We start from the raw sequence: 26,934 nt of genomic DNA, 5'->3' as shown, positions 1-26,934 counted from the left end.
TTCCAGCACCCGAAACTCCTCGGGCCTGGACAGGCTTTCCGCAACGCCTGACGGGGCATCCTGGCGCACCACAAAGTTCTTGAGACCCGATTGTTCGCCGCCTTCGATGTCCAGGCTCAACCCGAAGTTGTCCTGGATGGCACCTCCGGAGAGCTTGTCAAACGCCACCACCTTGGCGCTTCTAGCACCGGCCTGGTGAACAATAAACCGGCTGAAGACCTCCGCAAGCTGCGACATCCGGCTTACACTCCCCAGCGCCAGAAGTCAGCGCGCTCAGCCAACAAGGTTTTTGAGAACACCATTTTGTGAATCTCCGATGCGCCATCAACCAGGCGCGCCTGGCGCGCATAGCGGTAGATCCATTCCAGCGGAGTGTCTTTGGAGTAGCCTCTCGCCCCACACAATTGAATGGCGGTGTCTACTGCTTTATGCAGCGTATCAGCAACCGCCACTTTGGCCATGGAGACTTCTTTTCTGGCAAAGTCGCCTTGGTCGAGCTTCCAGGCAGCGTGCATGGTCAGCAACCGACCCACCTGAATATCCATCGCCGCCTCGCCCAAAAGCCATTGCACACCTTCACGCTGGGCCAGCGTCTGACCAAAAGACTCTCGTGTATTAACGTATTCGGTGGCTATTTCAAGGGAGCGTCGCGCCAAGCCAAGCCAGCGCATACAGTGCGTAAGCCGCGCCGTTCCAAGTCGAATCTGGGTAACCTTGAGACCGTCGCCAACCTCCATCAGACGGTTCTCATCGGGAATTTCCAGACCGTCGAACCGGATTTCGCAGTGTCCGCCGTGTTCTTCCGGCCCCATAATCGGAATACGCCGGATAATGTCCCACCCGGGATCATCTTTATGGAACAGGAACGCGGTTAAACCCTTTCGAGTGTCGTCTGAGGTTCGGGCAATCAGAATGAAATGAGAGGCAGCAGCAGCGCCGGTAATGTAGTGTTTTTGGCCATGGATAACCCACTTGTCTCCCACACGCTTCGCGCTGGTTTGCATCATACCGGGGTCTGAGCCACAACCGGGGGCCGGTTCCGTCATCGCAAATGCGGAGCTCACTGTTCCCTCAACAATGGGCTTTAACCAACGTTCCTTTTGCGCCTCGGTACCCACCTTCGCCAGCACCATCATATTGCCATCGTCAGGCGCCGCCGAATTGAAAACCACCGGGCCAAAAATCGAGCGGTTCATTTCTTCGTAACAGGCGGCCATACCCGAGATATCAAGCCCTTTTCCGCCAAGGTGCTCAGGGATCTGTAAACACCACAGACCCTCCTGCTTTGCCTTGGCCCGCATTATCTCCAGGTGTTCAAGCGCAATGTTCTCATGCTCGTCATAGGCTTCCGGATTGCTCTCCAGCGGCAGCAGGTGCAGCTCCACAAAGTCTCTTATGCGCTGTCGATAAGACTCGTTTTTTGCGTTGAGATTGAAATCCACAGAGCGAACCTCTCTATAGTGAAGATTGAAGATGACCGCCATCCACCACAAGGGTGCTGCCGGTCATGTAGTCAGAAAGTTCCGACGCCAGAAGCAGCAACGGCCCACACAAATCATTGCCTTGCCCAAGACGCCGCTGGGGGATTCGGTTGATCATTTTCTGGCCCGGCTCGGTGGCAAAAAAATCCCGGTTCAGATCGGTTTCTATGTAGCCAGGTGCCAGCGCGTTGACACGAATGCCGTGGCGTGCCCATTCCAGGGCAAGAACGCGAGTCAGTTGCTCAACACCGGCTTTCGCAACGGCATAGGGTGCGACATTGCCCGCCGCACGATGCCCAAGAATGGAGGAAATCATTATGATGCTTCCGCGCCGCTCCGCGCTGGACAAGCGGCGGGCCGCTTCGGTGGCAACCAACCAGCAGCCTTTGAGGTTCGTGTCGATAACACTATCCCAGTCGTCGACTGTGCAGTTCAGAGCTTTTTTGCTGACGGCCACGCCCGCATTGGCAACCACTACATCCGGAATGCCCACCTCATCGGCCATCACATCGAACGCGCGGGTAACGCTGGCTTCATCACTGACATCCATGGGAACAACGTGAATGCGATCAGCGTGATCGGGGAATTGTGATTTGAGGTTCTCGAGGGCTTCGCGACGACGACCGCTCACAATGACGGTAGCACCCGTATCGAGTAAACAACCGGTGAAGCTTTGCCCCAAACCGCCTGCAGCGCCGGTTACAAGCGCGATTTTGCCGTCGGTACGAAGAGGCCAGCTTGTATTATCAAGATTCGTTTTATTGGAATTGTTCATTTTTTTAACCCCTACTCTCAAAAATAGACCGAGCGCTCGATTTATTCAAGGAAGAAAGCGCAATTCTTAGTAAATCAATGCGCCCCTCAGAAAACCGCCATCCCCGAACAGGCTGTCACGAACATCATCCAATGGGGTTGTGCGTTTTTTTCACAGAGGCGCCCTCCATTCCTGTGATCAGAGAGACATAATTTGACTAAACGACTCCTATAGTCCAAAACACAATGTAAGCTCGTCGCAGCGGAGTATCCATTATGAGTGAAAACCATAGTGTTCAGGCCTCCTCAGTCCCAGATGCGTCTGATTCAGTGCTTCATCGCGCCATCTCCGATTTGCTGGCAACTGCCAATATACAAATCAATGGCAAGCGCCCTTGGGATATTCAGCTCAATGCCCCAGGCGTGATTGAACGTGCCATTAGCAAAGGCAATCTCGGTTTCGGCGAGGCCTATGTGGACGGAGATTGGGACGCGGATCGATTGGATGAGTTTTTTTACCGATTGCTGAGCTGCCAACTGGATCAACACTTCAAGCCCCGCAAGCAATTGCTCTACTATCTCAGCGCCACCCTGCGCAATCTGCAGCAGGGCAAGCGAGTGTGGAAGGTTGCCCAGGTTCATTACGATCTGGGCAATGAATTCTATCAAACCATGCTTGACCCCCGCATGACCTACAGCTGTGGCTATTGGAAAAATGCCGACAACCTGGCCGCCGCACAGGAAGCAAAACTCGATCTGGTCTGCCGCAAACTTGGCCTGCAACCGGGCATGCGGGTACTCGATATTGGCTGCGGCTGGGGCAGTTTTATGGGTTATGCGGCAGAGCACTATGGCGTGGAATGCGTAGGTTTCACTGTTTCCCAGGCCCAGGCTGACTGGGCTCGAGTTCATTACGCCGGTTTACCCATTGAAGTAAGACTGCAGGATTACCGGGAGGTAGAAGGCAAGTTTGACCGCGTCGCCAGTATCGGCATGTTTGAACATGTGGGCCGCAAGAACCATCTCGAATTCATGCGCGTAGCCTACGACGCTCTCACTAAAGACGGGCTGCTTCTGCTCCACGCCATCGGCAAAAACAAGACTCGGACCGTGACAGACCCCTGGATCGAAAAATACATTTTCCCCAATGGAGATTTACCTTCAATTCGCCAGATTGCGGATGCGTCTGAAGGTTTGTTTGTCGTTGAAGATCTGGAAAATTTTGGTGCTGATTACGACAAGACGCTGATGGCGTGGCACGCCAATTTCGAGGTGGCCTGGCCATCCTTTCGGGATAGCCTGGGCGACCGTTTCTATCGAATGTGGCGTTATTACCTGTTGTCCTGCGCCGGCGCTTTCCGTGCCCGGGATCTGCAATTGTGGCAATGGGTGCTGTCCAAAGGAGGTGTACGAGGCGGTTATTTGCTAAGGCCTCGATAGCCAGGCCGCCCCGCGCACCCCGCTGGAATCTCCGTGGGCGGCTTTTAGGATCGGCGTTCCACACTCTCCGCCAAACACGTACTTCCCCAACCTTGGCGGTAATTCCCGGTACATCTGTTCGACATTGCTCATACCGCCGCCCAACACAATAATGTCCGGGTCCAGAACATTGATAACGGCCGCCAGGCCACGGGCAAGATGTTCGAGGTACTGATTCAGAGTTTCAGCGGCCGCTGCGTCGCCTTTGCAAGCGTTGTCGACGATGTCTAGGTCTGGACATTCCTGGCCGGACAGCCGCTTGTGCGTCAACGACAGCCCGATACCAGACAAAAACGTTTCGTTGCAGCCATAGCGGCCACAGAAGCAGGGGCGCAGCGCCAACTCGGATTGTGGAGTCCAGGCCAACGGGTTGTGGCCCCATTCCCCCGCAACGCCGTTAGGGCCGGAGAGAATCCGGCCATTCACGCTTATTCCGGCCCCGCAGCCTGTACCCAGTATCGCTGCGAATACCAGGTTGTGGTTTGCGCCTGCGCCATCCGTGGCCTCAGAAAGCGCGAGGCAATTGGCATCATTGGTTACTGTCACGGGCCTTTGCAACAGGGCGCACAAGTCGTCTTGCATGGGTTGCCCGTTAAGCCAGGTGGAGTTGCCGTTCTTCACCAGGCCGGTGATCCCAGAAACGCTGCCGGGTATGCCAATACCTACCGGTAGGTCGCCCGAACCTGCCTGCGCCTCTGCGTCCAGCACCAGCGACCGTATGGTTTTCAGCGTGGCGGGATAATCCCCCGCAGGGGTCGGCACGCGCTTCCTGAAGCGCTCGTTGCTTTGCCGATCCATCAGGATGACTTCGGTTTTGGTGCCGCCCAGATCAATGCCAATAAGCCAATCGATGTGCATGGAGCCCCCAACTAACACAGTGCGCAGGGAAACTCAGTGCTCATTCAAATGGCGAAGGCGCCGCCTTGAACTCCGCATAAAGCTCTGGATAGTCCTCGCGCAGCCGCGACAGGTTGTCTTGTGCAGCGGCTGGCAACATTTTCAGGAATTCCTTCTGCTGGGCATCGGTCAACTGTTCACGCAGGAATGGAAACAGCTGGTCACGCTCAAGCTTCAAATAAGCGATATGGGCATCAAGATAGGTTTTGAGATCTTCGATAAAGCGCTCCATGGGCACCACGGCGTCCATGAGAATCATATCGAGCGTTTTGGAAAGCAGGTTCAAACGCTTACGCAAGGCTTGGTAATCCTCGCCCATTCGACGGCTTAACGCCTCGGCTTCAGGATCCTTGGCCAGCAGATGTTCACTGTACAGGCGCTCCAGCGGCATAATGAAGCCGTCCATGTATTCGAGAATGTAGTCCACGACCTCTCGTATTAGATGAAAATCCGGGCGCTCGCCCTGCTTCAGGTTTTTATGCCTGAGCACGAGTATGTGCAGCAACCGAGCCATGTTGGCATGATCGCGACGCAATTGGTTAGAACTAACCATGTTAAAGCCTCCTTTGCTGGTAAGTCGTGTCGTGGTTATCCCCCCAGTACTAGCGGGATCCAAAGGTAGACATCCGCCGACCATAAAAAGTTTTTGTTGAGGGGTAACCCCGCCGAGTCTCATATTGGATTGTTAGTTATTGTAATACCAGAGCCAGCGGCTGACGTCATTCTGAATTTCTTCTGTGTGCACAAACACAGTGCCTATTCGGAGTACATTTTTTATCCGGTTCCGGCGCTTGCGTCGCCTGATGGACATTCCGATAATTTAACGCCTGATACTTGCCAATAGAAGGAACGCGTCACCGATGCCCTATCCCATCGAACAAAAGCTCGTTATTGCGGTTGCCTCCAGCGCTCTTTTTGATCTTTCCGAGTCTGACCGTGTCTTCCGGGAACAAGGCGAGCAGGCCTATCGAAAGTATCAGGAAGGCCACCTGGATGAACCCTTGCACAAGGGCGTTGCCTTCCCGTTTGTAAAACGCTTTTTGAGTGTAAACCGGAAGTTTCCGGAGCAATGCCCAGTAGAAGTAGTACTGCTGTCACGGAACTCGGTGATCACTGGTAAGCGGGTATTCCACTCTATTCATCATCACGGTCTGGACATTACCCGTGCGGCTTTTCTGGAGGGCAAATCGCCCTATGCGTACATTCCCGCGTTCAATGCCTCGCTGTTTCTTTCTGCCAACGCCGGCGATGTGTCCCAGGCCATTGATTATGGCCACCCGGCGGGCACGGTTCTGCCGAGCCAGGTAGTGGATGATGAGGGTGATGCGGAACTGCGCATTGCATTCGACTTTGATGGTGTGATTGCAGACGACGCCTCCGAGCAAGTCTACAAATCCGGCTCGCTGGAGGACTTTCAGAAGCATGAGACGTCTCGTTCTCAGATTCCGCACAACCCGGGCCCGCTTGCGGGTTTGTTCCGCAAACTTTCACATCTGCAAAAGCTGGAAGATCAGGCGTTAACGAAAGATCCCGGTTATCGGCGGGTATTGAGAATCGCCATCGTAACGGCCCGTAATGCGCCTTCCCATGAACGGGTCATTACAACCCTGGAGCACTGGGGCGTAGACGCCAACGAGGTATTTTTTCTGGGCGGAATGAAGAAAGATCGAATTCTGAACGTGCTTAAGCCCCATATGTTCTTTGACGACCAGCGATCACACCTGGAATCCGACGCGGGAGACATTCCGATGGTGCACATTCCGTTCGGGGTGGTGAACTTGTGATGCTGAAATGCGAACAACCACTGCATCAGAATACGCTTGACACCTCAGCCTTATCCTGACTAATATCGAAAAATTGGTACGGACATCATGTTATCCGGTCATCCGGACTGGCCGATCATCTACAGAGTAACGCTATGCGCGCTATCACAATTGACAGAGAAAGCCCCGTTCCGTTGTATCTGCAACTGGCCGAGCTACTGCGATGCCAAATCACAGAGGGCACATTGAAGCCTGAGGAGATGCTGCCTCCCGAACGGGTTTTGTGTGAGGTTCACGAGGTCAGCCGAGCCACTGTGCGTGAGGCGATCAGTCAATTGAAAAACGAAAAGTTAGTCGTCACCCAGCGGGGGGCCGGCAATTTCGTAAAGCGCACTGAAAAGGTAGAGCGCGATCTGCTTGGCGTACACGATTTCGATATGCAGATCGAAGCGGGCGGTCATACGAACGATGTCGAAGTCATCGGTTTCGATCCCGACTACCACTCACCGAGTGCTATATCGCGACTGGGACAGCCGGGCGAGCATGTTATCAAGGTCACTCGTCTTCGCCGGGCAGATGGTGAGCCGCTGTTTATCGAGAAAATCTATCTGCCTAAATCGCTTTTTCCAAATCTCATTGCAACGGATTTTACCTCTACCAAAATCTTTTCCAGCAAGATCACCCAGGAGTATGGCCTCACCATCGGCGAGGTCACACTCCAGCTCGAGCCTGTCCTTCTCAGTAATGACGAAGCCGGGATGTTGGGCGTGGAAAAACTGCCTGCTGCAGGGTTGCTCAACGAACGCACGACCTATGACCAGCAGGGTCAGCCAATCGTCTTTTCCAAGTGGCTATTCAGCGGAAACCGCTGTCGCCATGTTCTTAAAATAAAACCGAAATGAACCCGAGGAAACTGTGATGAAATTTTACAAGAAACTTCTGGCCACGATCGTCTATTCTGCCGCGCTCACGACGCCACTTGCCATGGCGGAGGGTTATCCCGATAAGCCTGTGACAATGATCGTCGCTTATTCCCCAGGTGGCGGCAACGACACAGTGGCGCGCTTGATGACTAAATATATCGAGCCCTATCTTGGCGTACGAATGGTTGTGGAAAATTCAGCGGGCGCTGGCGGTCAGATCGGTTTCACGCGGCTAGCCAAGGCCGACAACGACGGATACACAGTGGGGCTGCTGAGCTCGCCATCCATTTTCCTGATCGAAATGCTGCGCAAAAACGTGCCTTTCTCAATGGATGACTTCCAGGCTATTGCCAATATTCAGTCCGATCCGATTCTCCTGGCCGTTAATGCCCATAGCGATTACAAAACTTTCAAGGACTTCACCACGAAAGTCGAAAACGACGCGGGCGCCATAAACGTCTCTGGCGACGGACCTCAGTCCAACGTCAATCTTCAGGCGGCAGCGATGGAAGACGCGTTGTCGCTGGACATCAACTTCATCAGCTACAGCGGCTCAGGCCCGGCGGCCACTGCTCTACTGGGCAATGAAGTGGAGGCTGCCTTACTGAGCACCAGTTCGGCCTTGCCCTTCATTGAGTCTGGTCGAATCCGCCCATTGGTCGTGTTCTCACCGAAACCCCATGCTGCGCTCAAAAGTGTGCCAACGATTAGTGAAGCGGCTGGCAAGGAAGTCGCGACGGTAGGTACGGCTATTCGCGGTGTCGCCGCGCCGGCAGGTGTTCCCGAGGAGCGCGTTGCCCATCTGGAGAAGGCGTTCAAAAAATTGCTCGAAAATAAAGAGTTTGTTGAAGCCGCCAAAAAACTGGGCATTGCGCTGACCTACGAAGACAGCAAGGACTTCGATGCGACGCTGAAATCCTCCCGTGCAGATACCGAGCGCTACATCAAACTCATGAAGTAATTCAGCCTTCCCGCTCGCCAGATGGCTTGCGGGATCGTTCTGTTCCGGAGGTATACACGTGACGAGTATCAAGAAAGACGCCGGTTTTGCGCTGGCGTTCATTCTGCTGAGTATCTGGATCACCTGGGAATCGTTCAGTTACTCCTATCAGTCCTCTGTTTTGCTAAGAGGCCTGGCGATGATTCTGGTCGTCATGAGCGTCGCATTTTTTATCATTCGAATTTACCAGTATCTTCGCATGGCGAAAGCCAGGGGCCACGCCGCTCCGTTTCTCGAGGGCAATGATGTTCGCCACCTGTTAAAGAGTCTGCTCGTATTCGGGCTGGTGGGTGGATATATCCTGGCGATCACGTTGGTTGGCTTTCTACTCGCGACCTTTCTTTTCGTTTTTATCTCCATGTGCTGTTTTTCAGGTAAGCCTCGCGTCTTTTACCTGGTCTATAGCGCGGCACTGGCGCTGACCATTTTCATGCTGTTCTTCAATGCGCTCGGCGTGACGCTGCCCGATAGCCTCCTGCCATTCGATACCTTTTTCAAGATCGTCTGATCAATCCGCTTACAGGAATCAACGCTATGTTGGACGCACTTTCTATTGGCTTTTTAACCGCACTGCAACCCAGCATGCTGTTGGCCGCATGCGTAGGCGTCACGATCGGCGTTTTTATAGGCATGCTACCGGGTCTTACCAGCACCATGGGGGTTGCGCTGTTGATTCCGGTCACGTTTTCGTTCCCGCCTGCCGTGGGTCTCGCTTTATTGGGCGGAATCTATCTGGCATCGACGTTCAGTGGCTCGATCAGTGCCATTCTATTGAACATTCCCGGAACGCCGTCTGCCGTGGCAACTTGTCAGGACGGGTATCCGATGACACGAGCCGGCAAAGCAGGACGGGCCGTCGGGCTCTCAGTCTTCGCATCCTGCATAGGCGGTATTTTCAGCGCCATCGTGCTTTTGTTCATGGCACCGGTACTCTCGGAACTCTCGCTCATGCTGGGCGCACCGGAGTACTTCCTGCTTGCCCTGTTCGGCGTCACCATCATTGCCTCGTTGTCCGAAGGCAGTATGCTGAAAAGCATGATGGGGGGCGTGCTTGGCCTGATCATCAGCTTGATCGGCATGCATCCGCTAACCGGCGAGATGCGACTTACCATGGGCCTACCGTCGCTGTATGACGGTATTCCGCTGGTCATCACGTTGATAGGCCTTTACTCGATTCCGGAAGTCGTCAATATCCTGAGCGAAAAGAGCAACTCGCAAAAGCGTGAAAATTCTCAATTCAGTGGTGCCTGGAGCACCTTGAAAGACGTGCTGGCCCAGCGCCTCAATGTCTTTCGTTCCTGCGTCATCGGCACAGTCATCGGTATTATCCCGGGTGCAGGACAGAGTATCGCAAGCTTCATAGCCTACGATGCAGCCAAGCGAGGCTCGCGCACGCCCGAGCAGTTCGGTAAGGGTTCCGAAGAAGGGCTGGTGGCCGCAGAGACAGCCAATAACGCGGTCACAGGTGGCTCATTGGTTCCGCTACTCACTCTCGGTGTTCCCGGCAACGCGGTGAGTGCTGTACTGATGGGTGGCCTGATTATCCACGGCCTGAGTCCAGGGCCTATCCTGTTTCAGAACTCACCAGACATCGCTTACGGCTTTATTTTCAGCCTGCTGTTCAGCAACCTCCTGTTCGTACCCGTCGGGCTGTTAGTAGCCAAGTACTGCGTCAAGGTTATCTATCTGCCAAAGGAAATTTTGGCTGCTTCAATCCTCTCACTGGCCGTCATGGGCGCCTATGCCATTCGCGGACAGGTAAGCGATGTCGGTCTGATGCTGGCGATTGGCGTTCTTGGTTATCTGCTCACCTTCTTCTCGGTCTCCCGCGCCCCGATGGTATTGGGTCTGGTACTGGGCACCATGGCGGAGTCCAATCTGTCCCGAGCTTTATCGCTGGTGCGTGGTGATGTCGGCGAGCTGCTACTGCAGTTTGTCACGCGTCCTTTCTCGCTGGCGCTGGTGTTGCTTTGCGTCGCCTCGGTCGTCATGGGCTATCGCAAGTCACGCCGCAGTTCCCTAGCCGCCCAGGACACGACGTGAAGCCCAGTTAATAACACCAAGCATATCAGCGGCCCAGTGCGCGCAGCCCCCCGGCCGCTATTCTTCAACGCCTCTGCTGCATGCAGAGATTTATATGGAGCACATACCCATGGATTCATCCCATCAGAAATTGGTCAAAACAACCTGCCCGATCCGTCAACTCGGTGACGGCGAGTACAACCACTTCTTCGGCTACTACAACAAAAGCCCCTGGAGTCAGGATGGCCGCTATGTATTGGCCGATCGTGTGCCCATGATGGATGCTGATCTGAGGCCCGATCTCTCGGCCGAAGTGGGTTACTTCGATACCCGGAACGACGACGAATTTCACGTGATTGGCGAGACCACAACCTGGAACTGGCAAATGGGTTGCCAACTGCAGTGGCTGGCAGGCAAGCCTGGACGGCAGGCTATTTATAATGTGCGCAACGACAAGCCGAACGGACGCTATCCAAGCTTTGGAGCGGTTATCCATAATGTCGATAGCGGCGAGAACCGCTTCCTCCCGGATCCGATTTACTCAGTGGCGCCTAACAGCGACTACGCCATCACCGTTGACTTCAGCCGGCTCTTTATCACGCACGAGACCATTGGGTATTGCGAGCCAAATGACAAAACAGGCCAGGTGCCACTTTGCCCGTCCGACGATGGCTTGTGTCGCGTCAATCTGGACAGTGGCGAAACATCAGTGCTGGTGAGCTATCAAGACCTTAGCCAGTTTTACCATCGCGATTCAATGAATGATGCGATCCACTGGATCAGCCATATCGAGATCAATCCGGCTTCTACGCGAATTCTGTTTCTGCATCGCTGGACAAGGCGCGTCGAGGACGAGACGTGCTTCCTCCATCGACTGATGACCATCAACCCGGATGGTAGCGACATGCGCCTGCTAGAAGACTCGGATCATCCGCTGCCTCAGCTGGAGGACAACTTCGATCCAAATGCAGTAGGCACCTACGACTATGAAAAGTCTGAATATCAGATCTCGCATCCGATGTGGCGAGACAACAAACATATCGTGGTCTGGGGCCCTCACAACAACGCCATCCACTATCAGCTATACCACGATGCTCCGGATGGCGAGGTAAACGTAATCAGTGGCGATTTGCTGACCGAGAATGGCCACATGAGCTACTCCCCTGTGAACACTCGCTGGCTTCTGACGGACACCTATCCAGACTCAGAGACAAATATTCGGAAGCTGTTGATCTATGATGCACAGAAAAAGCTGGCCCATGAGATTGGCGAGTTTTACACCTCGGATCTGAAGAAAGTAAGCCGCTGTGACCTGCACCCTCGCTGGAGCCATGATGGGAAACAGGTCTGTATTGACTCTGTGCACGAGGGCGTGAGGCAGATGTATATACTGGATGTAAGGTCAGTAGTAGAAAGTTAACGGGTCCGTAATTAACCCACTATCAACTTAAGAGTATCTGAGGCCACTTTCCTGATAGAATCGGCAGCCTCAACGGTCGATTCAGACGGAAACGTGAAGCTGGGAATCAACGTTTGAACTGCAATCCAACACTCATGCAGCGTGCTTGCAGAGCACGGTGCTACAAGTCATTTCCGTGTAGCACCATTGTAGCACCGAGACCCAGGCAATAGGTTAAACCGAGCAATAAATGATCAAGAATGCGTTTTTAGAGAATACTGAAAACAGCCCTGAAGCTCTTGTACATAAAGGAATTGAGCCATCCCGCCGCTTCTGCGTCGCTCCAATGATGGAATGGACAACGCCGCAATATCGTTACCTCGCCCGCCTTTTAAGTCGCCATACCCTGCTCTACACCGAGATGGTCACCACAGGCGCATTGATTCACGGCGATACCGAGCGCTTTTTACGCCACAATTCTGCCGAGTACCCTCTGGCGCTTCAGCTTGGTGGCAGTGATGCCGGTGATCTGGCCCATTGTGCACGGCTGGCGGAGCAGTTTGGTTTCAGTGAGGTAAATCTGAACGTTGGCTGCCCCAGCGATCGGGTTCAGAACAATATGATTGGCGCCTGTTTGATGGCGCATCCGGATAAGGTGGCACAGGCCGTGCGCGCGATGATTGAGGCCACTCACCTTCCGGTTACGGTCAAGCACCGTATCGGCATTAATGGTCGGGAGTCCTGGGACGATCTTTGCGACTTCGTGGAGAAAGTCAGTACCGCCGGCTGTCGAACGTTTATTGTGCACGCGCGCATCGCGGTTCTGGAAGGCCTGAGCCCTAAGGAGAACCGGGATGTGCCGCCGTTAAAGTACGATTGGGCCTATGGGCTGAAGCAAAAATACCCGCACCTTGAGATCATTATCAACGGCGGTATCAAAACGTTCGACGAGTGTCATGAACACCTGCAACATACGGATGGCGTGATGCTGGGCCGCGAGGCCTACCACAACCCCTGGCTTCTGGCGGGTGTGGATTCTGAGTTCTTCGGTGACGTGCCTCCCACTGCCTCGCGTCACGATACGCTTAGGGCCATGTATCCGTTTATTCAGAGTGAGCTGGAGCGCGGCGTATTCCTGGGCCACATATCCCGGCATGTGCTCGGGCTTTTCCACGGTGTTCCCGGCGGTCGTCAATTTCGTCGTTATATCAGCGAAAACGCTCACAAGCCTGGCGCCGGCCTTGAAGTAATTCAAACAGCGCTGGAGAACGTTCAGGAACCCGCGCAAACTGTACTGACTGAGGCGCCATCCAGGGCCTCATTGGCACCTTAACGCCGTATTACCGGAACCTTACTTTTTGCTGTCTTGTTCCTGTCTTTGCACCCCGCTATTGTAGATGTACAACTCGCACCCCGGACTCGGATGCGCTATCAAAAACAACTCGGACGACAGTACGAATGGCCAACAAGCTCGACCAACTGAAAACCATGACCACCGTAGTGGCGGATACGGGCGATATCGATGCCATTGCCCATTGGCGCCCGCAGGATGCGACCACAAATCCGTCGCTGTTATTGAAAGCTGCCGCCTCCGATGCCTATCGCCCCATGCTTGGAAAAGCAGTGGCCATGGCACGCAAGCAAGGGGGGTCGGACGCCGATCAGATAACCGTGGCAACCGACATGTTGGCCGTTTTGGCGGGCCAGGAAATACTCGGTTTAATACCCGGGGTGGTTTCCACAGAAGTTGATGCGCGATTGTCATTTGATACCGAAGCCACTCTCAAGCGCGCACGCCGCCTGGTAGAGCTCTATGATCAACAAGGGGTGGACAACCGCCGGGTCCTGATCAAAATCGCGGCCACCTGGGAAGGTATTCGAGCGGCCGAAATACTTGAGCAGGAGGGCATTCGGTGCAATCTCACCCTTCTGTTTTCATTCGCACAGGCAGCCGCTTGCGCGCAAGCCGGGGCGTTCCTGATCTCCCCGTTCGTCGGCCGCATACTGGACTGGCACCTGGCCAGCACCGGACGAGAGCATTTCCCCGCCGCTGAAGACCCTGGCGTGCAGTCGGTTGCCCGAATCTATAATTACTACAAGGCTAATAGCTTTAATACCGTGGTCATGGGTGCGAGCTTCCGCAATTCCGGAGAGATTGAAATGTTGGCAGGCTGTGACCGACTGACCATCAGCCCGGCGTTGTTGCAGGAACTGAAAGACGACAACGGAAGCCTTGAGCGGAGGCTATCCCCTGCCGGCGCGACGTCACAGGATGGGTTCGGCACTCTGGATGAGAAGCGGTTTCGCTGGGAATCTAACGAAGACGCCATGGCCACGGAAAAACTGGCAGATGGCATTCGCAGGTTTACTGCAGACCAGATAGAACTGGAGAATCGGGTTCGCACACTTGTCAGCAATGTAGCCTGATTTCAAATGCACCCAAATAGCCGTGCCAAATTATGATAGAAAGCCTGAAAAAACTGTTTAGTGCACCGGAAACGGAGCATCATAAGCCCAGCGCCCGCGATATGGCGATCGCCGCAACCGCTTTGATGGTGCAGCTTTCGAGGGTTGATAACGATGAAGATGAGCGAGAGCTGCAAGCCATCGTTGACTGTGCGACTAAGATTAATCATGTAACCCGGGACGAAGCGGAAGAAATTCTTAACCACGCCCTGAATCAGGCAGACCACGCCACCTCGCTGTATGAATTCACCGAACAGATCAACGAATATCTTGATCAGGAAGGCAAAGAGTCCCTGCTGGAAAGTATCTGGCGTGTTGCCCTCGCGGATGATCGAGTCGACAAATACGAAGAACATCTTATTCGCCGTATTGCTGATCTGCTGCACCTTAATCATCGGGAATTCATTCTGGCGCGACACAGAGCAGAGAGCGAAAGCTCCTGATTTGCACATATTGGAGGACACCCCATGCTAGCCATTCTTTACCCCAACACGCCAATGGACAGCGAAGCATACCGCCAGACAATGCACTTCCTGGAAAACCTCCCGGGGGTTTCTGTAAAGGTTCATGAAATTCAGGGCGTCAGTCAACGGCTGACAGAGATTTATCTGTTAGGCGATACCAAGCCGCTCGACAAGGAGCAAATCGAAGCGCTGCCGGCTGTCGAACGTGCCATCCGTATATCCGACGACTACCGGATTCTGGGTCGCCACAGAGACGACAACCGGCAAACGGGTTTTAGCTACAACGGCGTGGAATTCAATCAGTCCAACCTCAATATATTTGCCGGGCTGTGCGCCGTAGATGTTCCCGAGCATGTCGAGATGATGTTGCAGGCGCTTGAAGAGCAAGGCGAGGTCTGCACCCGCATGGGTGCCTACAAACCACGCACCAATCCCTACTCGTTTCAGGGGCATGGCAAGGGCTGTCTGCCGTGGGTATTTGAAAAAGCCGGCAAACACGGCATCAAAGTAGTGGCGATGGAAATCACCCATGAAAGCCACATTGAGGAAATCGACACCTGCCTGGAAAAACTCGGGCGGCCCACCGGCGTCATGCTCCAGGTAGGCACCCGGAACACCCAGAACTTTGAGCTTCTGAAGGCCATCGGCCGGCAAAATACCTATCCGGTTCTGCTTAAACGCGGGTTTGGTATTACGCTGAACGAATCGTTGAATGCCGCGGAGTATCTGGCCAGCGAAGGCAACGCGAACGTCATTTTCTGTTTGCGCGGCATGAAAACAGAAGCCGGTCAGCCGCATCGTAACATGGTGGATTTTGCCCATGTGCCGGCGGTCAAGAGACTGACTCGCATGCCCGTCTGTGTCGACCCCTCCCATTCGGTAGGCACCCGTGAAAAAGCACCAGACGGCATTCTGGACGTTATGCACGCAACAGCCCAAGGCGTCATTGCGGGCGCCAATATGGTTCTGGTGGACTTCCACCCGAAACCGGAAAAAGCGTTGGTGGATGGCCCGCAGGCATTGTTGATGAATGAGCTGCCGGCCTACCTGGAAGATATACGTCTGTGCCACGACACCTGGAAAAAACGCCAGGCTATTTACCAACGTCTGAGAGGTGAAACACCGCAATGATTGTCTACGGACACCGGGGCGCGAAAGGTGAAGCCCCAGAAAACACCCTGCCCGGATTCAAGCTTGCATACAAACAGGGCATCCGGCATTTTGAGCTGGACCTGGTGCTGTCGAAAGATGGTAAGCCGATGCTGGTGCACGACCTGACAACCGAACGCACCACCGGTGAGAAAGGCAATGTGGGCCAGTATACTGCGGCGGAACTTAGCGCTATGGACGCCCGTCGTAATACCAGTTCATGGCCGGTGAAAACCGGTATTCCAACACTGGAAGCCCTGTTGGATCAGTTCGATGATATTGAGCATTTCCAGCTCGAAGTGAAAAAGGACACCCACGCCAGGCTGAACATCCTCTGCAACCGCTTGACGGAAATTATCCAGCATCGCAATTTATATCAGACCGCCGCGATTACCTCGTCAGACAGCTGGTTTCTGAAAGAAATACGCAGAAGAAACAAACGCATTCGTACCGGATTGGTTGCCGAACGACGGTTCCCGCGGCCACTCGGCACAGCAACGCGTCTGGGCTGTAAGTATCTGTGTATCAACTGGAAGATTTGCTCAGCGGAGCTGGTAGAGAGCGCTCATCGAAAAGGTATGCACGTCTCCTGCTGGACCGTGAATAGCATCCCGGACATGCTCCAGCTTGAATCTATGGGCGTGGACAGCATCATCACAGACTATCCGACGAGTACGCGGATGTTCTTTGACAACCGCGCAAACTCTACGACTTCGCTCCCGGACCGCCAAGAACGAATTGCGGCGAGTAAAGAGGCATTACCCGCCAACTAAGCCATCAGAAGATTCGGTTCAGGCCGTTCAACGCCGCTACCCGGTATGCCTCGGCCATCGTCGGGTAGTTAAACGTTGTGTTGATGAAATAGTTGAGAGAGTTGGCTTCACCCTTCTGGTTCATGATCGCCTGTCCGATGTGAACAATCTCCGCAGCCTGGTCCCCAAAACAGTGTATGCCTAAAATTTGCCGGGTTTCACGGTGGAAGAGGATTTTGAGCATACCAACTGCCTCGCCGGTAATCTGGGCGCGAGCGAGGTCCTTGAAAAAAGCCTGCCCGACTTCATAGGGCACCTTGGCTTCTGTCAGTTCACGCTCGGTTTTACCGACCGAGCTGATCTCGGGAATCGTATAAATGCCCGTGGGCACATCTGACACAAATCGAAAGTGCTCGTCATGCACAATGGCCGAGGACGCGGAACGCCCCTGATCATAGGCTGCGCTGGCAAGACTGGGCCAACCGATCACATCGCCGACCGCGTAGATGTTTTCCACCGCCGTACGATAATGCTCATCAACCGTAAGTTGACCCCGACCATTGGGCGCCAGCCCTATATTCTCCAGCCCCAGGTTTTCGGTATTGCCACTGCGGCCATTACACCAGAGAAACGCATCGGCGCGTATTTTCTTGCCTGACTGTAAAGAAAGAACAACGCCGTGGTCGTCTCCATCCAACGCTTCATACTGCTCGTTGTGACGCACCAGTACACCGTTATTACGAAGGTGATAGCTGAGGGCGTCGGAGATTTCGTCATCAAGAAATGACAGCAGGCGACTGCCAGGGTTGATCAGATCAACCTTCACACCAAGACCGGCGAAAATGGATGCGTATTCCGAACCGATAACACCGGCACCGTAAATAATAAGCGTTCGCGGGGTGTGGGACAGATTGAGTATGGTGTCCGAGTTGTAAATCCGGTGATGGCGGAAATCCACATCGGGTGGCAAATAGGGGCGTGAGCCGGTCGCAATCACAATCTCTTTGAAATGCAGCGTTTCAACGGATTTGTTACCGCGTACTTCAAGCCGATTCTCGTCCAGAAACGACGCACGCCCGTTGATCAGATCCACACGGTTACGGGAATAAAACTGCGTTCTGAGTTTTACCTGCTTGCCAATCACTTTCTGTGCGTTTTGCAGCACCCGGGGAAACGAGAACCAGCGCGGTTCACCGATATCCCGGAACATCTGATTGGTATTGAAGGTAATGATCTGCTTGACCGAGTGGCGCAAAGCCTTGGAAGGAATCGTGCCCCAGTGGGTGCAGTTGCCGCCTACTGTGGGCTTGTCTTCAACGATAGCAACACGCTTGCCGTGCTTCGTCGCATTCATTGCTGCGCCCTCACCGGAAGGACCAGCCCCGATAACGACGACGTCGTAATGATGTTCTGCCATACGCGCCGTGACTCCTTATCTACGTCGTGAAAAAATAATTGTCATGATTCGAAGCCGGCCGGTGCTTATAGCTTGCGATCGGCTCTGCTTGCATCATAAGACAGCGCTTCGGGTGCAGAGGCCTCTGACACCAGACGCTGGTTTTCCTCGTCGCACTTTTGGGTGTTGCCACCGCAAATGTCACAAGACGAACTGATGCCAAGCGCACCAATACCACCACAGGTGCCGCTGATAGGCTTGCGACCGAAAATCACGCCAATCGACATGCCGGCCACCAGCAAAACCACAATGAATAGAACCAGAAGAAAAGTACCCATATTGCCCTCCCCTTACGGCGTAACGTAGGACGAAAACGCCGGAGTCTGATGCCCCTTAAAGCCGTTTTCGGTCCGGATGATGAAATAAGCCGGAATATTATCCCGTGTTGCGAGCTCACTCGCCCGCTCGTATCCCATGACGGTAAAACCGGTCGCCAGAGCATCTGCCGTCATGCAGTCATCTGCGATAACCGTGACAGACGCCAGATTATGATTTACCGGTCGTCCGGTTTCAGGGTCTATTGTATGGGAAAAGCGACGCCCTTCCGATTCGTAATAGTTACGATAGTCTCCTGACGTAGCCATGGCCCGGGAAGGCAGGGAAACGATGCGATTCACCGAATGCTGTGCACCCTCTACCGGTTGTTCAATGGCCAATTTCCACACGTCGCCATCGGGCTTGCGCCCGTGGGTGCGGATTTCACCACCTATTTCAACAAGATACGCCTCAATACCTTCACTATCGAGATAGCGGGCGACCACATCGACACCGTAACCCTTGGCAATCGCAGACAGATCAATGTATTGGGGTATCGCAGCTTTTACAGCAGGCGGATCGGATCGAAGCACAAGTTGCTCGTAACCGGTCGCAGCCAGCGCGCGAGCCAAGTCTTCGTCCGAAGGAATCTGCTCAGGCCTGGCTTTTGGCCCGAACCCCCAGAGATTGACCACGGGTCCGATGGTGACGTCAAACGCCCCGTCTGTCAGACGTGAAATTTCCTCGGATTTTGCCAGCACCTCAAAGAGCGCATCTGACACAGGAATCCAGTCTGACTGATCCTTCCGGCGATTCAGCCTGGACAGCTCAGAGTCTTCCTGCCAGGTCGACATGGACGCATCAACGCCATCGAGGACTTGTTCAATGCCTTTTGCCAGCGCCTCAAGCTTTTCGTGATCCTCTGGCAGGACCACGCTGATATGATAACCGGTACCGAACACAGGTCCCGAGATCTCCCAGACGTCTTCGTCTGGCTGAAACGAGCAACCCGCCAGGGCCGTCAGTGCAAGCGTCATCAAGACGCAGACAAAAACAGCCCGAGCGGGTTGTAACATGCGAAATGTCATCTGAAAGATTTATCCTCCGAAGTCATCCAGCATGATGTTCTCATCTTCAACACCCATATCCTTCAACATCTTGATAACCGACGCGTTCATGATAGGAGGCCCGCACATGTAGAACTCACAGTCTTCCGGAGCGGGATGATCCTTGAGGTACTTGTCAAAGAGAACATTGTGGATAAAGCCGGTCGGCCCCTCCCAGTTGTCCTCCGGCTGCGCATCCGACAAGGCCACATGCCACTCAAAGTTCTCGTTCTCCTCGGCAAGCATGTCGAAATCTTCTACGTAGAACATTTCGCGAACGCTACGGGCGCCATACCAGAAGCTGATCTTGCGCTTGGAATTCAGGCGTTTTAACTGGTCGAAGATATGGGACCGCATGGGCGCCATGCCGGCACCACCACCGATGAAAACCATTTCCGACTCGGTCTTCTTGGCAAAAAACTCACCAAATGGCCCCATCACCGTAACCTTGTCGCCCGGCTTCAGTTTAAACACGTAACTGGACATGATGCCCGGCAGGTGATCGGTTCCCGGGGGCGGAGTGGCAATCCGGATATTGAATTTGAGAACGCCCTTTTCTTCCGGGTAGTTAGCCATGGAGTAGGCGCGAATAGTCTCTTCCTTGTTGATAGCCGTGAAACGCCAGATATCAAGCTTGTCCCAATCACCGTGAAAATCCTTCTCGATGTCGAAATCCTTGAAGCTGATTTCATACGGATCACACTCCAGCTGTACATAGCCGCCGGCGCGGAAATCGACTTCCTCACCTTCCGGCAGTTTGAGTATCAGCTCTTTGATAAAGGTGGCAACGTTGTAGTTGGAAATAACCTCACATTCCCACTTTTTAACGCCAAAGAACTCCTCTGGCACTTCAATTTTCATGTCCTGCTTGACCGGAACCTGGCAAGACAGGCGCCAGCCTTCCTTTTCTTCACGATTCGTGAAGTGGGTCTTTTCCGTCGCCAGCATAGCGCCGCCGCCGTCCAGTACCTTGCATTTGCACTGAGCACAGGTGCCACCGCCACCGCAGGCTGACGACAGGAAAATACCGCTGCCTGCCAGGGTGCTCAATAGCTTGCCGCCGGCTTCCGTTTTCACGGTATGTTCCGGATCGTCATTGATTTCGATGGTCACATCACCGGTACTTACCAGTTTGGATCTCGCTGCGAGAATGATCGCCACAAGCGCCAGAACGATAACGGTGAACATGACCACGCCGAGTATTATTTCTGTATACATGGTCTCGCCTTTTCGTTAAACCGAATCACCGGATGAATTACAGGGAAATCCCGGAGAAAGACATAAAGCCAAGGGACATCAGGCCTACGGTAATGAAGGTGATTCCCAGGCCACGCAGACCTTCCGGAACATCGCTGTACTTCAGCTTTTCACGGATGCCCGCCAGCGCAATAATCGCCAGAGCCCAGCCCACGCCAGCACCAAAGCCATACACCACACTTTCGCTGAACGTGTAATCACGCTCTACCATAAACAGAGCAGCGCCCATGATCGCGCAGTTAACCGTAATCAGCGGCAGAAACACGCCCAGTGCGGAATAAAGCGCGGGGATGTATTTATCAAGAATCATTTCCATGATCTGAACAATCGCCGCGATCACACCAATGTAGGTGATCAAACCGAGGAAGCTCAGATCCACGTCGGGCAATCCTGCCCACGACAATGCGCCTTCACGAAGAATGTTGTTGTAAATCAGATTATTGGCCGGAACCGTAAGGGTAAGAACAACAATAACGGCTATACCCAAGCCGGTTGCGGCTTCGATCTTCTTCGAAATAGCGAGAAACGTGCACATACCCAGGAAGAAGGCGAGCGCCATGTTTTCAATGAAGACGGCCTTCAGAAGCAGGCTGATATAGTGTTCCATCAGAAGGCCTCCTTATGGGTGTGACGAGACATCTTGTAGTCTGCCTCTTCCACTTGCTCAGGCATCCATGAGCGCAGACCCCAGATCGCAAGGCCAATGATAAAGAACGCGCTCGGCGGCAACAGCAACAGGCCATTGGGAACGTACCATCCGCCTTCACTTACCGGCGACAGCAGCGTGAAGCCAAACAGCGACCCGGCGCCCAGAAGCTCGCGGAAAAACGCCACGAAAAGCAACATGACCGAATAGCCCAACCCGTTACCAATGCCGTCCAGGAAGCTCAGCCAGGGGCCGTTCTTCATAGCGAAACCTTCGGCACGCCCCATAACAATACAGTTGGTGATGATCAGACCAACGAATACGGAGAGTTGTTTACTGATCTCGTAGGCATAGGCCTTGAGTATCTGATCAACCACGATGACCAGGGAGGCAATAATGGTCATTTGTACGATGATCCGGATACTTGCCGGGATCTGGGTACGAACCAGCGACACAGCCAGGTTGGAAAACGCGGTAACCGCGATAACCGACAGGCTCATAACGAGGGTGACGTTCATGCTGGTGGTTACGGCGAGGGCTGAACAGATGCCAAGGATCTGCAGCCCAATTGGGTTGTTACTGAATATCGGTTCAAAAAGAACCTGTTTGGCGGTTATTTCGGCCATGATCAGACCTCCCCTTCACGAAGTTTCTTGAGGAACGGCGCATAACCCCGGTCACCCATCCAGTAATTCACCAAGTGCTGAACGCCACGGCTGGTCAATGTCGCACCGGAGAGTGCGTCGACCTTGTGTTCCTTGTCTGCAGTGTTGGCCCCTACGCCGCCTTTTATCAGGCGAATTTGAGGGCTGCCTCTGTTGTCCTCATCATAGAGTTCCTTGCCAACCCACTGGGCCTTCCAGCGTGGATTGTCCACTTCACCGCCAAGACCCGGTGTTTCTGCGTGGGCGTAAAAGCCAAGGCCTTCGATCGTGTTCAGATCGCCCTCGAGAGATACAAAGCCATACAGCGTTGACCAAAGGCCGTAACCACTGATCGGCAGCACAACCCGCTTGAGCTTGTTGTTCTCGGTCAAAACGAACACTCTGGCGACGTTTGGCCGACGCTTGATGCCCGCCTTGTCTTCAGAGGACGGAATTTTGATCGACATCTCGGGATTCGATGCGGCTTTGTACATGTCGTACTTCATTGGATCTTTAACATCCACAGAAGCGGGTTCCACATATTCACCCGTATCAAGGTTAACCAGGCGCACATCAAATTGAGAAAATACCTTCTCGATTTCCTCGGCGCTGGCGCCCTGGGGCAGCATACCGGCCGCCGACAGGATATTGGTCTTGATGTCCAGATTCTGGTTCTTGATTTGGGCAGGCCGAAGCACCACCGCCGCAGTTGATACCACTACGGAGAAAACAATACTCAACACCAGAGCAACCAGCAGCGTTCTGGAGACGGTCTCTTTGGATTTAGCCACGAGCGAGCCTCCTTTTAACATTAGCCTGAACCACGTAATGATCCATTAGCGGAGCAAAAAGGTTCGCAAACAGAATCGCCAACATAATGCCTTCCGGAAATGCCGGGTTAACCACCCGGATCAGAACCGTCATCACACCCACCAGAATACCGAAGCACCAGCGGCCCGTGTTGGTCATTGCCGAAGAAACCGGATCTGTTGCCATGAACATCATGCCGAAGGCAAAGCCGCCTATAACCAGGTGCCAATACGCGGGAACAGAAAACATCTCGTTGGTTTCTGAGCCGACCGTATTGAACATAAGCGATGTCGCGATCATACCGATCAGCACACCGCCTACAATGCGGTAACTGGCGATCCTCATTGCGACCAGAATGAGCCCGCCAAACAGAACGGCCAAGGTGGATGTTTCGCCCATAGAACCCTGAATCGATCCCATGAATGCGTGCATCCAGCCAATTTTATCGTTCAGCGCGCCAAGGCCATCCGTCGAAGCCAAGCTCAGCGCCGTTGCACCACTGAAGCCGTCTACTGCGGTCCACACCGAATCGCCGGAAATCTGCGCCGGGTAGGCAAAGTACAAAAACGCACGGCCGGTCAGTGCGGGGTTCAGGAAGTTTTTGCCTGTACCGCCAAAGACTTCCTTACCGATCACGATGCCGAAGGTAATGCCCAGCGCTACTTGCCACAGCGGGATAGTGGGCGGGCAAATCAGTGCGAACAGAATCGAGGTTACAAAAAAACCTTCATTCACCTCGTGACGCCGCACCGTCGCGAACATCACTTCCCAAAAACCACCAACCACAAAGGTCACGAAGTAAACAGGAACGAAATACGTCAGCCCGTAAACGAAATTATCCCAAATGCCCGCGCCGGCACCGGTAACCGCAAGCGCCTGGATGAAGGCGGTACGCAAACCGCCGTCAGCAACCAGCGCATCCGGGTTAGTCGCCAGAAAGCTGTTGGCCTGGAAACCAATGTTCCACATACCAAAGAACATCGCCGGGAAGGTACACAACCAAACCGTGATCATGATGCGCTTGAGATCAACGCCATCCCGCACGTGTGAGGTCGTAGACGTTACCGAACCGGGCGTGTAAAAAATCGTGTCGACGGCTTCGTACAACGCATACCAGCGCTCGTACCTGCCACCTTTTTCAAAATGATGCTCGATTCCATCGAGAAACTGCCTGATAGCCATCGTATTAGCCCTCGATCTCGATTCGGGTCAGGTTCTCACGGAGAATCGGACCGTATTCATATTTACCCGGACACACAAACGTGCACAGAGCCAGATCTTCTTCATCCAGCTCCAGAGCTCCAAGCTTTTGCGCCATTTCTGTGTCGCCCACAATCAGGGAACGCAGTAACTGGGTCGGAAGGATATCCAGAGGCATAACCTGCTCATACGCACCAACCGGCACCATGGCTCTCTCGCTGCCATTTGTAGTGGTAGTAAAGTTGAACAGTTTGCCGCCGGCAAGTTTGGACAGATAGATGTTCAAAACGGAGAACCTGTTAGCGCCCGGCGTCAGCCAACCCATGAACTCGCGCTTGTAGCCCTCTTCCAGAACGGACACCTGATTGGCAAAGCGGCCAAGGTACGCACAGGGTCCATCGCCCCGGCGACCTCCGAATACCGAACCGGAGATTGCTCGTATCTCACAGTCTGTGGCCACTTCACCGTCGAGCAGTTCGGTCAGGCTAGCGCCCAGCCGGGTACGAACCAGGCGTGGCTTCAGTGCCTTTGGGCCGCCCAACGCTACAATGCGACTGACTTGCAGCTCCCCGGTTATGAACAATTGCCCTATATCAATCACGTCCTGATAATTAATCGTCCAGACGCACTTTGAGGCAGACACCGGATCAAGGTGATGAATGTGTGTTCCAACGTTGCCGGCAGGATGCGCCCCATCAAACTGCTGAACAACGATGTTATCGGCCTTCGGAACGGACACGTTGGAACCGGGCCGACCGGTTACAAATACCTTACCGGAGGTTAGCCGACCCAGAACGGTCAGCCCGCTCTCAAACGCGGTCGCATTTTCAGCGATCACCAGAGTGGGATCAGCCGCCAGCGGATTCGTGTCCATAACGGAAACAAAGATGGAGTGCGGAGCCGTATCGATTGCCGGCACTTTGCTATAAGGACGGGTTTTGAAAGCCGTCCACAAGCCCGACTCAATCAGGTTATCAACGACTTGTTGACGCTCCAGACCGGCAAGATCCGCGCTACTGAAGCGGGCAAAAGCCTCGGTGTCATCGCCATCAATCTCGATGACAATTGACTGGAAAACCCGACGCTCACCGCGATTGACTTCTTTCACTACGCCAGCAGCAGGAGATGTATAACGAACGCCTTCGGTCTTCTTGTCCGTGAACAGCAGCGTACCGCGCTTAACACGGTCCCCTTCTTTAACAGCCATCGTCGGCTTCATGCCGATATAGTCAAAACCGACCAACGCCACGTGGCGAATCGGCTTGCCGTCTGTAATGGTCTGTTCAGGAGCGCCGCTGATGGGAAGATCCAGGCCTTTTTTGATCTTGATCATTAGCCTCATCCATCATCAGAAACAATTCTATGCGTTTGTATTGCCCGCCCCGTGCAGCCCAGAAACAGTATGAGAAACGGGGGGACGGACATACCCAAAATCGCGCCAATTATAGGGTCTAAGACAAGCTATTTCCACCTGAAACGAGAACAGGTTTGTACCTGAACGTAATTGCCGGGTGCGCCGCTATCGTTAACAAAAAAACCCGGCGACTCTCGACACCGGGTTTACGGAGTTATCCGCGCCAACTCTGACGCTTCAATCTCAGTCGCGAGTGCGCTTCGGGAAAATCGGGTAATGAATGCCTGCCATCTGGCTGACCACCCGAATGACCTGCGCGCTGTAACCGAACTCGTTGTCATACCAGACATAGAGAATCAGGCGTTTACCTGCGGCAATAGTGGCTTGGGCATCCACAATACCAGCGTGACGGGAACCGACAAAGTCGGTGGACACCACTTCTGGCGAGTTCACAAAGTCGATCTGTTTTTGTAACTCGGAGTGCAAAGCCATTTCACGCAGATAGTCATTGACGCCGTCAACGTCGACTTCTTTTTTCAGGTTAAGGTTCAGAATGGCCATGGAAACATTTGGCGTCGGGACACGGATTGCGTTCCCGGTAAGCTTGCCTTTCAATTCAGGCAGCGCTTTGGATACGGCCTTTGCAGCGCCTGTCTCGGTAATTACCATGTTCAGCGCGGCACTGCGACCACGACGGCTGCCTTTGTGATAGTTATCGATCAGGTTCTGGTCGTTGGTGTAGGAGTGAACCGTTTCGACGTGCCCGTCTTCAATGCCATATTCATCGTAAATAGCTTTCAACACAGGCGTAATGGCATTGGTAGTGCACGACGCGGCCGACAGGATCTTGTCTTCGTCGGTAATCCAGTCGTTGTTAATACCGTAAACGATGTTCTTGATGTCGCCTTTGCCGGGAGCCGTCAGCATAACCCGGCTTACGCCCTTGGATTTAAGGTGCAGACCCAGGCCTTCTTCATCACGCCAAATACCGGTGTTATCAATCACGATGGCGTTTTTGATGCCGTATTGGGTGTAATCCACCTTATCCGGGCCGTCTGAATAGATCACTTTGATAAAGTTGCCATTGGCGATCAGCGCCGACTCTTTTTCGTCTACGCGAATGGTGCCATCAAAAGGGCCGTGCACAGAATCGCGGCGAAGCAGGCTGGCGCGCTTTTCCAGATCGTTTTCTGCGCCGCCCTGGCGAACCACAATCGCTCTCAAGCGAAGGTTGTTACCCCCACCGGCTTTTTCAATCAGAATGCGGGCAAGAAGACGGCCGATACGCCCGAAACCATAAAGCACAACATCTTTGGTACCGTTGTTGGCATCTTCTTCGGACTGGGCATGGTAATGACCCACCACCGGCCCGATTTCCCTTTTGAGAAATTCAGCCAGATCACCGCCTTCTTCCTTGAACTTCATCGCCAGCTTACCGATGTCTACGTGGGCGCGACCCAGATTCATCTGGTCCATTGCCTGCAGGATTGGCAGGGAGTCGTGAACGGACAGCTCACTGTCTTCCACTTGTCGTACGTATCTGTGAGCGCGGATTATATCGATAACTGACTGGTTAATAATGGCGCGGCCGTATACGGAGGTAACAACATTGTTTTTCCGGTAAAGACGGCCAATCAGCGGAATCATGGCCTCCGCAG

Annotated in this window: 26 protein-coding genes and 1 pseudogene; 12 read left to right on the top strand and 15 right to left on the bottom strand. The window is 53.8% G+C overall.

Going from position 1 to position 26,934, the window contains the following annotated elements:
* The 3 genes and pseudogenes from ENI00_RS03005 to ENI00_RS02995 all read right to left on the bottom strand — a co-directional run.
* Nucleotides 1–237, bottom strand: a pseudogene (locus tag ENI00_RS03005) (phosphotransferase family protein); the annotation flags it as partial.
* 5 nt (nucleotides 238–242) lie between these two features.
* Nucleotides 243–1,442 carry an acyl-CoA dehydrogenase family protein gene (locus ENI00_RS03000; RefSeq protein WP_304098642.1) on the bottom strand — a complete coding sequence of 400 codons (1,200 nt, stop codon included), beginning with the start codon at nucleotides 1,440–1,442 and terminating at the stop codon, nucleotides 243–245.
* A gap of 13 nt (nucleotides 1,443–1,455) precedes the next feature.
* Entirely contained in the window at nucleotides 1,456–2,256 is an 801-nt protein-coding gene (locus ENI00_RS02995) for an SDR family NAD(P)-dependent oxidoreductase (RefSeq protein ID WP_304098640.1), read from the bottom strand.
* A gap of 254 nt (nucleotides 2,257–2,510) precedes the next feature.
* Here ENI00_RS02995 and cfa point away from each other — a divergent pair, with 254 nt between their 5' ends.
* Nucleotides 2,511–3,674, top strand: coding sequence for a cyclopropane fatty acyl phospholipid synthase (cfa, locus tag ENI00_RS02990; protein ID WP_304098637.1), 1,164 nt, complete (start codon nucleotides 2,511–2,513; stop codon nucleotides 3,672–3,674).
* Here cfa and ENI00_RS02985 read toward each other — a convergent pair.
* The gene (locus ENI00_RS02985; protein ID WP_304098634.1) at nucleotides 3,660–4,571 is read right to left on the bottom strand and encodes an ROK family protein; all 912 of its coding nucleotides are present in this window, start codon (nucleotides 4,569–4,571) and stop codon (nucleotides 3,660–3,662) included. The two genes, cfa and ENI00_RS02985, sit on opposite strands and share 15 nt — an antisense overlap.
* A 40-nt stretch (nucleotides 4,572–4,611) precedes the next feature.
* Nucleotides 4,612–5,163, bottom strand: a complete 552-nt coding sequence (locus tag ENI00_RS02980; RefSeq protein ID WP_304098631.1) for a hemerythrin domain-containing protein — start codon at nucleotides 5,161–5,163, stop codon at nucleotides 4,612–4,614.
* 307 nt (nucleotides 5,164–5,470) lie between these two features.
* Here ENI00_RS02980 and ENI00_RS02975 point away from each other — a divergent pair, with 307 nt between their 5' ends.
* The 11 genes from ENI00_RS02975 to ENI00_RS02925 all read left to right on the top strand — a co-directional run bounded on the left by ENI00_RS02975 (nucleotide 5,471) and on the right by ENI00_RS02925 (nucleotide 16,569).
* On the top strand, nucleotides 5,471–6,394 hold the full coding sequence (locus ENI00_RS02975; protein ID WP_304098629.1) for a 5'-nucleotidase: 924 nt from the start codon (nucleotides 5,471–5,473) through the stop codon (nucleotides 6,392–6,394).
* Between the two features lie 134 nt (nucleotides 6,395–6,528).
* Nucleotides 6,529–7,275, top strand: coding sequence for a GntR family transcriptional regulator (locus ENI00_RS02970; protein ID WP_304098627.1), 747 nt, complete (start codon nucleotides 6,529–6,531; stop codon nucleotides 7,273–7,275).
* 16 nt (nucleotides 7,276–7,291) lie between these two features.
* Nucleotides 7,292–8,257 (top strand): Bug family tripartite tricarboxylate transporter substrate binding protein, encoded by a 966-nt coding sequence (locus tag ENI00_RS02965; RefSeq protein WP_304098625.1) that lies wholly within the window; start codon nucleotides 7,292–7,294, stop codon nucleotides 8,255–8,257.
* A gap of 58 nt (nucleotides 8,258–8,315) precedes the next feature.
* Complete coding sequence (locus ENI00_RS02960) at nucleotides 8,316–8,804, top strand: tripartite tricarboxylate transporter TctB family protein (protein WP_304098623.1); 489 nt, start codon at nucleotides 8,316–8,318, stop codon at nucleotides 8,802–8,804.
* Between the two features lie 26 nt (nucleotides 8,805–8,830).
* Nucleotides 8,831–10,339 carry a tripartite tricarboxylate transporter permease gene (locus tag ENI00_RS02955; protein WP_304098620.1) on the top strand — a complete coding sequence of 503 codons (1,509 nt, stop codon included), beginning with the start codon at nucleotides 8,831–8,833 and terminating at the stop codon, nucleotides 10,337–10,339.
* Between the two features lie 109 nt (nucleotides 10,340–10,448).
* Nucleotides 10,449–11,738: a hypothetical protein gene (locus tag ENI00_RS02950; RefSeq protein WP_304098617.1), complete on the top strand. Its 1,290-nt coding sequence runs from the start codon at nucleotides 10,449–10,451 to the stop codon at nucleotides 11,736–11,738.
* Between the two features lie 229 nt (nucleotides 11,739–11,967).
* On the top strand, nucleotides 11,968–13,050 hold the full coding sequence (dusA, locus tag ENI00_RS02945; RefSeq protein WP_304098615.1) for a tRNA dihydrouridine(20/20a) synthase DusA: 1,083 nt from the start codon (nucleotides 11,968–11,970) through the stop codon (nucleotides 13,048–13,050).
* 125 nt (nucleotides 13,051–13,175) lie between these two features.
* Entirely contained in the window at nucleotides 13,176–14,144 is a 969-nt protein-coding gene (gene tal, locus ENI00_RS02940; protein ID WP_304098613.1) for a transaldolase, read from the top strand.
* Nucleotides 14,145–14,176: 32 nt separating this feature from the next.
* Complete coding sequence (locus ENI00_RS02935; protein ID WP_304098612.1) at nucleotides 14,177–14,626, top strand: TerB family tellurite resistance protein; 450 nt, start codon at nucleotides 14,177–14,179, stop codon at nucleotides 14,624–14,626.
* 24 nt (nucleotides 14,627–14,650) lie between these two features.
* Nucleotides 14,651–15,778: a 3-deoxy-7-phosphoheptulonate synthase gene (locus tag ENI00_RS02930; protein WP_304098610.1), complete on the top strand. Its 1,128-nt coding sequence runs from the start codon at nucleotides 14,651–14,653 to the stop codon at nucleotides 15,776–15,778.
* On the top strand, nucleotides 15,775–16,569 hold the full coding sequence (locus ENI00_RS02925; RefSeq protein WP_304098607.1) for a glycerophosphodiester phosphodiesterase: 795 nt from the start codon (nucleotides 15,775–15,777) through the stop codon (nucleotides 16,567–16,569). Before ENI00_RS02930 ends, ENI00_RS02925 begins: the two co-directional genes overlap by 4 nt.
* Nucleotides 16,570–16,573: 4 nt before the next feature.
* Here the strand turns inward: ENI00_RS02925 and sthA are convergent, their stop codons facing one another.
* From sthA to ENI00_RS02875, 10 genes are all read right to left on the bottom strand, one after another.
* Nucleotides 16,574–17,965 carry a Si-specific NAD(P)(+) transhydrogenase gene (sthA, locus tag ENI00_RS02920; RefSeq protein ID WP_304098605.1) on the bottom strand — a complete coding sequence of 464 codons (1,392 nt, stop codon included), beginning with the start codon at nucleotides 17,963–17,965 and terminating at the stop codon, nucleotides 16,574–16,576.
* A gap of 65 nt (nucleotides 17,966–18,030) precedes the next feature.
* Nucleotides 18,031–18,282, bottom strand: coding sequence for a (Na+)-NQR maturation NqrM (nqrM, locus tag ENI00_RS02915; protein WP_304098604.1), 252 nt, complete (start codon nucleotides 18,280–18,282; stop codon nucleotides 18,031–18,033).
* Nucleotides 18,283–18,294: 12 nt separating this feature from the next.
* Complete coding sequence (locus ENI00_RS02910) at nucleotides 18,295–19,347, bottom strand: FAD:protein FMN transferase (protein WP_304098602.1); 1,053 nt, start codon at nucleotides 19,345–19,347, stop codon at nucleotides 18,295–18,297.
* 9 nt (nucleotides 19,348–19,356) lie between these two features.
* Complete coding sequence (gene nqrF, locus ENI00_RS02905) at nucleotides 19,357–20,583, bottom strand: NADH:ubiquinone reductase (Na(+)-transporting) subunit F (protein WP_304098599.1); 1,227 nt, start codon at nucleotides 20,581–20,583, stop codon at nucleotides 19,357–19,359.
* Nucleotides 20,584–20,620: 37 nt separating this feature from the next.
* Complete coding sequence (gene nqrE / locus ENI00_RS02900; protein ID WP_304098596.1) at nucleotides 20,621–21,229, bottom strand: NADH:ubiquinone reductase (Na(+)-transporting) subunit E; 609 nt, start codon at nucleotides 21,227–21,229, stop codon at nucleotides 20,621–20,623.
* Entirely contained in the window at nucleotides 21,229–21,894 is a 666-nt protein-coding gene (locus ENI00_RS02895; protein ID WP_304098594.1) for an NADH:ubiquinone reductase (Na(+)-transporting) subunit D, read from the bottom strand. The genes nqrE and ENI00_RS02895 overlap by 1 nt, the downstream gene beginning before the upstream one ends.
* Before the next feature lie 2 nt (nucleotides 21,895–21,896).
* Nucleotides 21,897–22,703 carry a Na(+)-translocating NADH-quinone reductase subunit C gene (locus ENI00_RS02890; RefSeq protein ID WP_304098591.1) on the bottom strand — a complete coding sequence of 269 codons (807 nt, stop codon included), beginning with the start codon at nucleotides 22,701–22,703 and terminating at the stop codon, nucleotides 21,897–21,899.
* Complete coding sequence (locus tag ENI00_RS02885; RefSeq protein ID WP_304098588.1) at nucleotides 22,696–23,904, bottom strand: NADH:ubiquinone reductase (Na(+)-transporting) subunit B; 1,209 nt, start codon at nucleotides 23,902–23,904, stop codon at nucleotides 22,696–22,698. The genes ENI00_RS02890 and ENI00_RS02885 overlap by 8 nt, the downstream gene beginning before the upstream one ends.
* 4 nt (nucleotides 23,905–23,908) lie before the next feature.
* Nucleotides 23,909–25,255 carry a Na(+)-translocating NADH-quinone reductase subunit A gene (locus ENI00_RS02880; RefSeq protein WP_304098585.1) on the bottom strand — a complete coding sequence of 449 codons (1,347 nt, stop codon included), beginning with the start codon at nucleotides 25,253–25,255 and terminating at the stop codon, nucleotides 23,909–23,911.
* Nucleotides 25,256–25,519: 264 nt separating this feature from the next.
* Nucleotides 25,520–26,934, bottom strand: a 1,415-nt coding sequence (locus ENI00_RS02875) for a glyceraldehyde-3-phosphate dehydrogenase (RefSeq protein ID WP_304098583.1), incomplete at its 5' end; no start/stop codon positions are given.

Origin of the sequence: Marinobacter antarcticus (genome assembly GCF_011049865.1) — a bacterium.
GTDB classification, from domain to species: Bacteria; Pseudomonadota; Gammaproteobacteria; order Pseudomonadales; family Oleiphilaceae; genus Marinobacter; species Marinobacter antarcticus_A.
Note: the sequence above shows the minus strand (reverse complement) of the source record. Positions and strands in the feature narration are given on the sequence as shown.

Excerpts from the sequence above, each read along its gene's own strand:
- sthA (WP_304098605.1), bottom strand. The coding sequence starts at position 17,965 with ATGGCAGAACATCATTACGACGTCGTCGTTATCGGGGCTGGTCCTTCC.
- ENI00_RS02925 (WP_304098607.1), top strand. The coding sequence starts at position 15,775 with ATGATTGTCTACGGACACCGGGGCGCGAAAGGTGAAGCCCCAGAAAAC.
- ENI00_RS02970 (WP_304098627.1), top strand. The coding sequence starts at position 6,529 with ATGCGCGCTATCACAATTGACAGAGAAAGCCCCGTTCCGTTGTATCTG.
- ENI00_RS02895 (WP_304098594.1), bottom strand. The coding sequence starts at position 21,894 with ATGGCCGAAATAACCGCCAAACAGGTTCTTTTTGAACCGATATTCAGT.
- ENI00_RS02885 (WP_304098588.1), bottom strand. The coding sequence starts at position 23,904 with ATGGCTATCAGGCAGTTTCTCGATGGAATCGAGCATCATTTTGAAAAA.
- ENI00_RS02930 (WP_304098610.1), top strand. The coding sequence starts at position 14,651 with ATGCTAGCCATTCTTTACCCCAACACGCCAATGGACAGCGAAGCATAC.
- nqrM (WP_304098604.1), bottom strand. The coding sequence starts at position 18,282 with ATGGGTACTTTTCTTCTGGTTCTATTCATTGTGGTTTTGCTGGTGGCC.
- tal (WP_304098613.1), top strand. The coding sequence starts at position 13,176 with ATGGCCAACAAGCTCGACCAACTGAAAACCATGACCACCGTAGTGGCG.
- nqrE (WP_304098596.1), bottom strand. The coding sequence starts at position 21,229 with ATGGAACACTATATCAGCCTGCTTCTGAAGGCCGTCTTCATTGAAAAC.
- ENI00_RS02880 (WP_304098585.1), bottom strand. The coding sequence starts at position 25,255 with ATGATCAAGATCAAAAAAGGCCTGGATCTTCCCATCAGCGGCGCTCCT.
- ENI00_RS02950 (WP_304098617.1), top strand. The coding sequence starts at position 10,449 with ATGGATTCATCCCATCAGAAATTGGTCAAAACAACCTGCCCGATCCGT.
- nqrF (WP_304098599.1), bottom strand. The coding sequence starts at position 20,583 with ATGTATACAGAAATAATACTCGGCGTGGTCATGTTCACCGTTATCGTT.
- ENI00_RS02910 (WP_304098602.1), bottom strand. The coding sequence starts at position 19,347 with ATGACATTTCGCATGTTACAACCCGCTCGGGCTGTTTTTGTCTGCGTC.
- ENI00_RS02980 (WP_304098631.1), bottom strand. The coding sequence starts at position 5,163 with ATGGTTAGTTCTAACCAATTGCGTCGCGATCATGCCAACATGGCTCGG.
- ENI00_RS02965 (WP_304098625.1), top strand. The coding sequence starts at position 7,292 with ATGAAATTTTACAAGAAACTTCTGGCCACGATCGTCTATTCTGCCGCG.
- dusA (WP_304098615.1), top strand. The coding sequence starts at position 11,968 with ATGATCAAGAATGCGTTTTTAGAGAATACTGAAAACAGCCCTGAAGCT.
- cfa (WP_304098637.1), top strand. The coding sequence starts at position 2,511 with ATGAGTGAAAACCATAGTGTTCAGGCCTCCTCAGTCCCAGATGCGTCT.
- ENI00_RS02985 (WP_304098634.1), bottom strand. The coding sequence starts at position 4,571 with ATGCACATCGATTGGCTTATTGGCATTGATCTGGGCGGCACCAAAACC.
- ENI00_RS02975 (WP_304098629.1), top strand. The coding sequence starts at position 5,471 with ATGCCCTATCCCATCGAACAAAAGCTCGTTATTGCGGTTGCCTCCAGC.
- ENI00_RS02935 (WP_304098612.1), top strand. The coding sequence starts at position 14,177 with ATGATAGAAAGCCTGAAAAAACTGTTTAGTGCACCGGAAACGGAGCAT.
- ENI00_RS02955 (WP_304098620.1), top strand. The coding sequence starts at position 8,831 with ATGTTGGACGCACTTTCTATTGGCTTTTTAACCGCACTGCAACCCAGC.
- ENI00_RS02995 (WP_304098640.1), bottom strand. The coding sequence starts at position 2,256 with ATGAACAATTCCAATAAAACGAATCTTGATAATACAAGCTGGCCTCTT.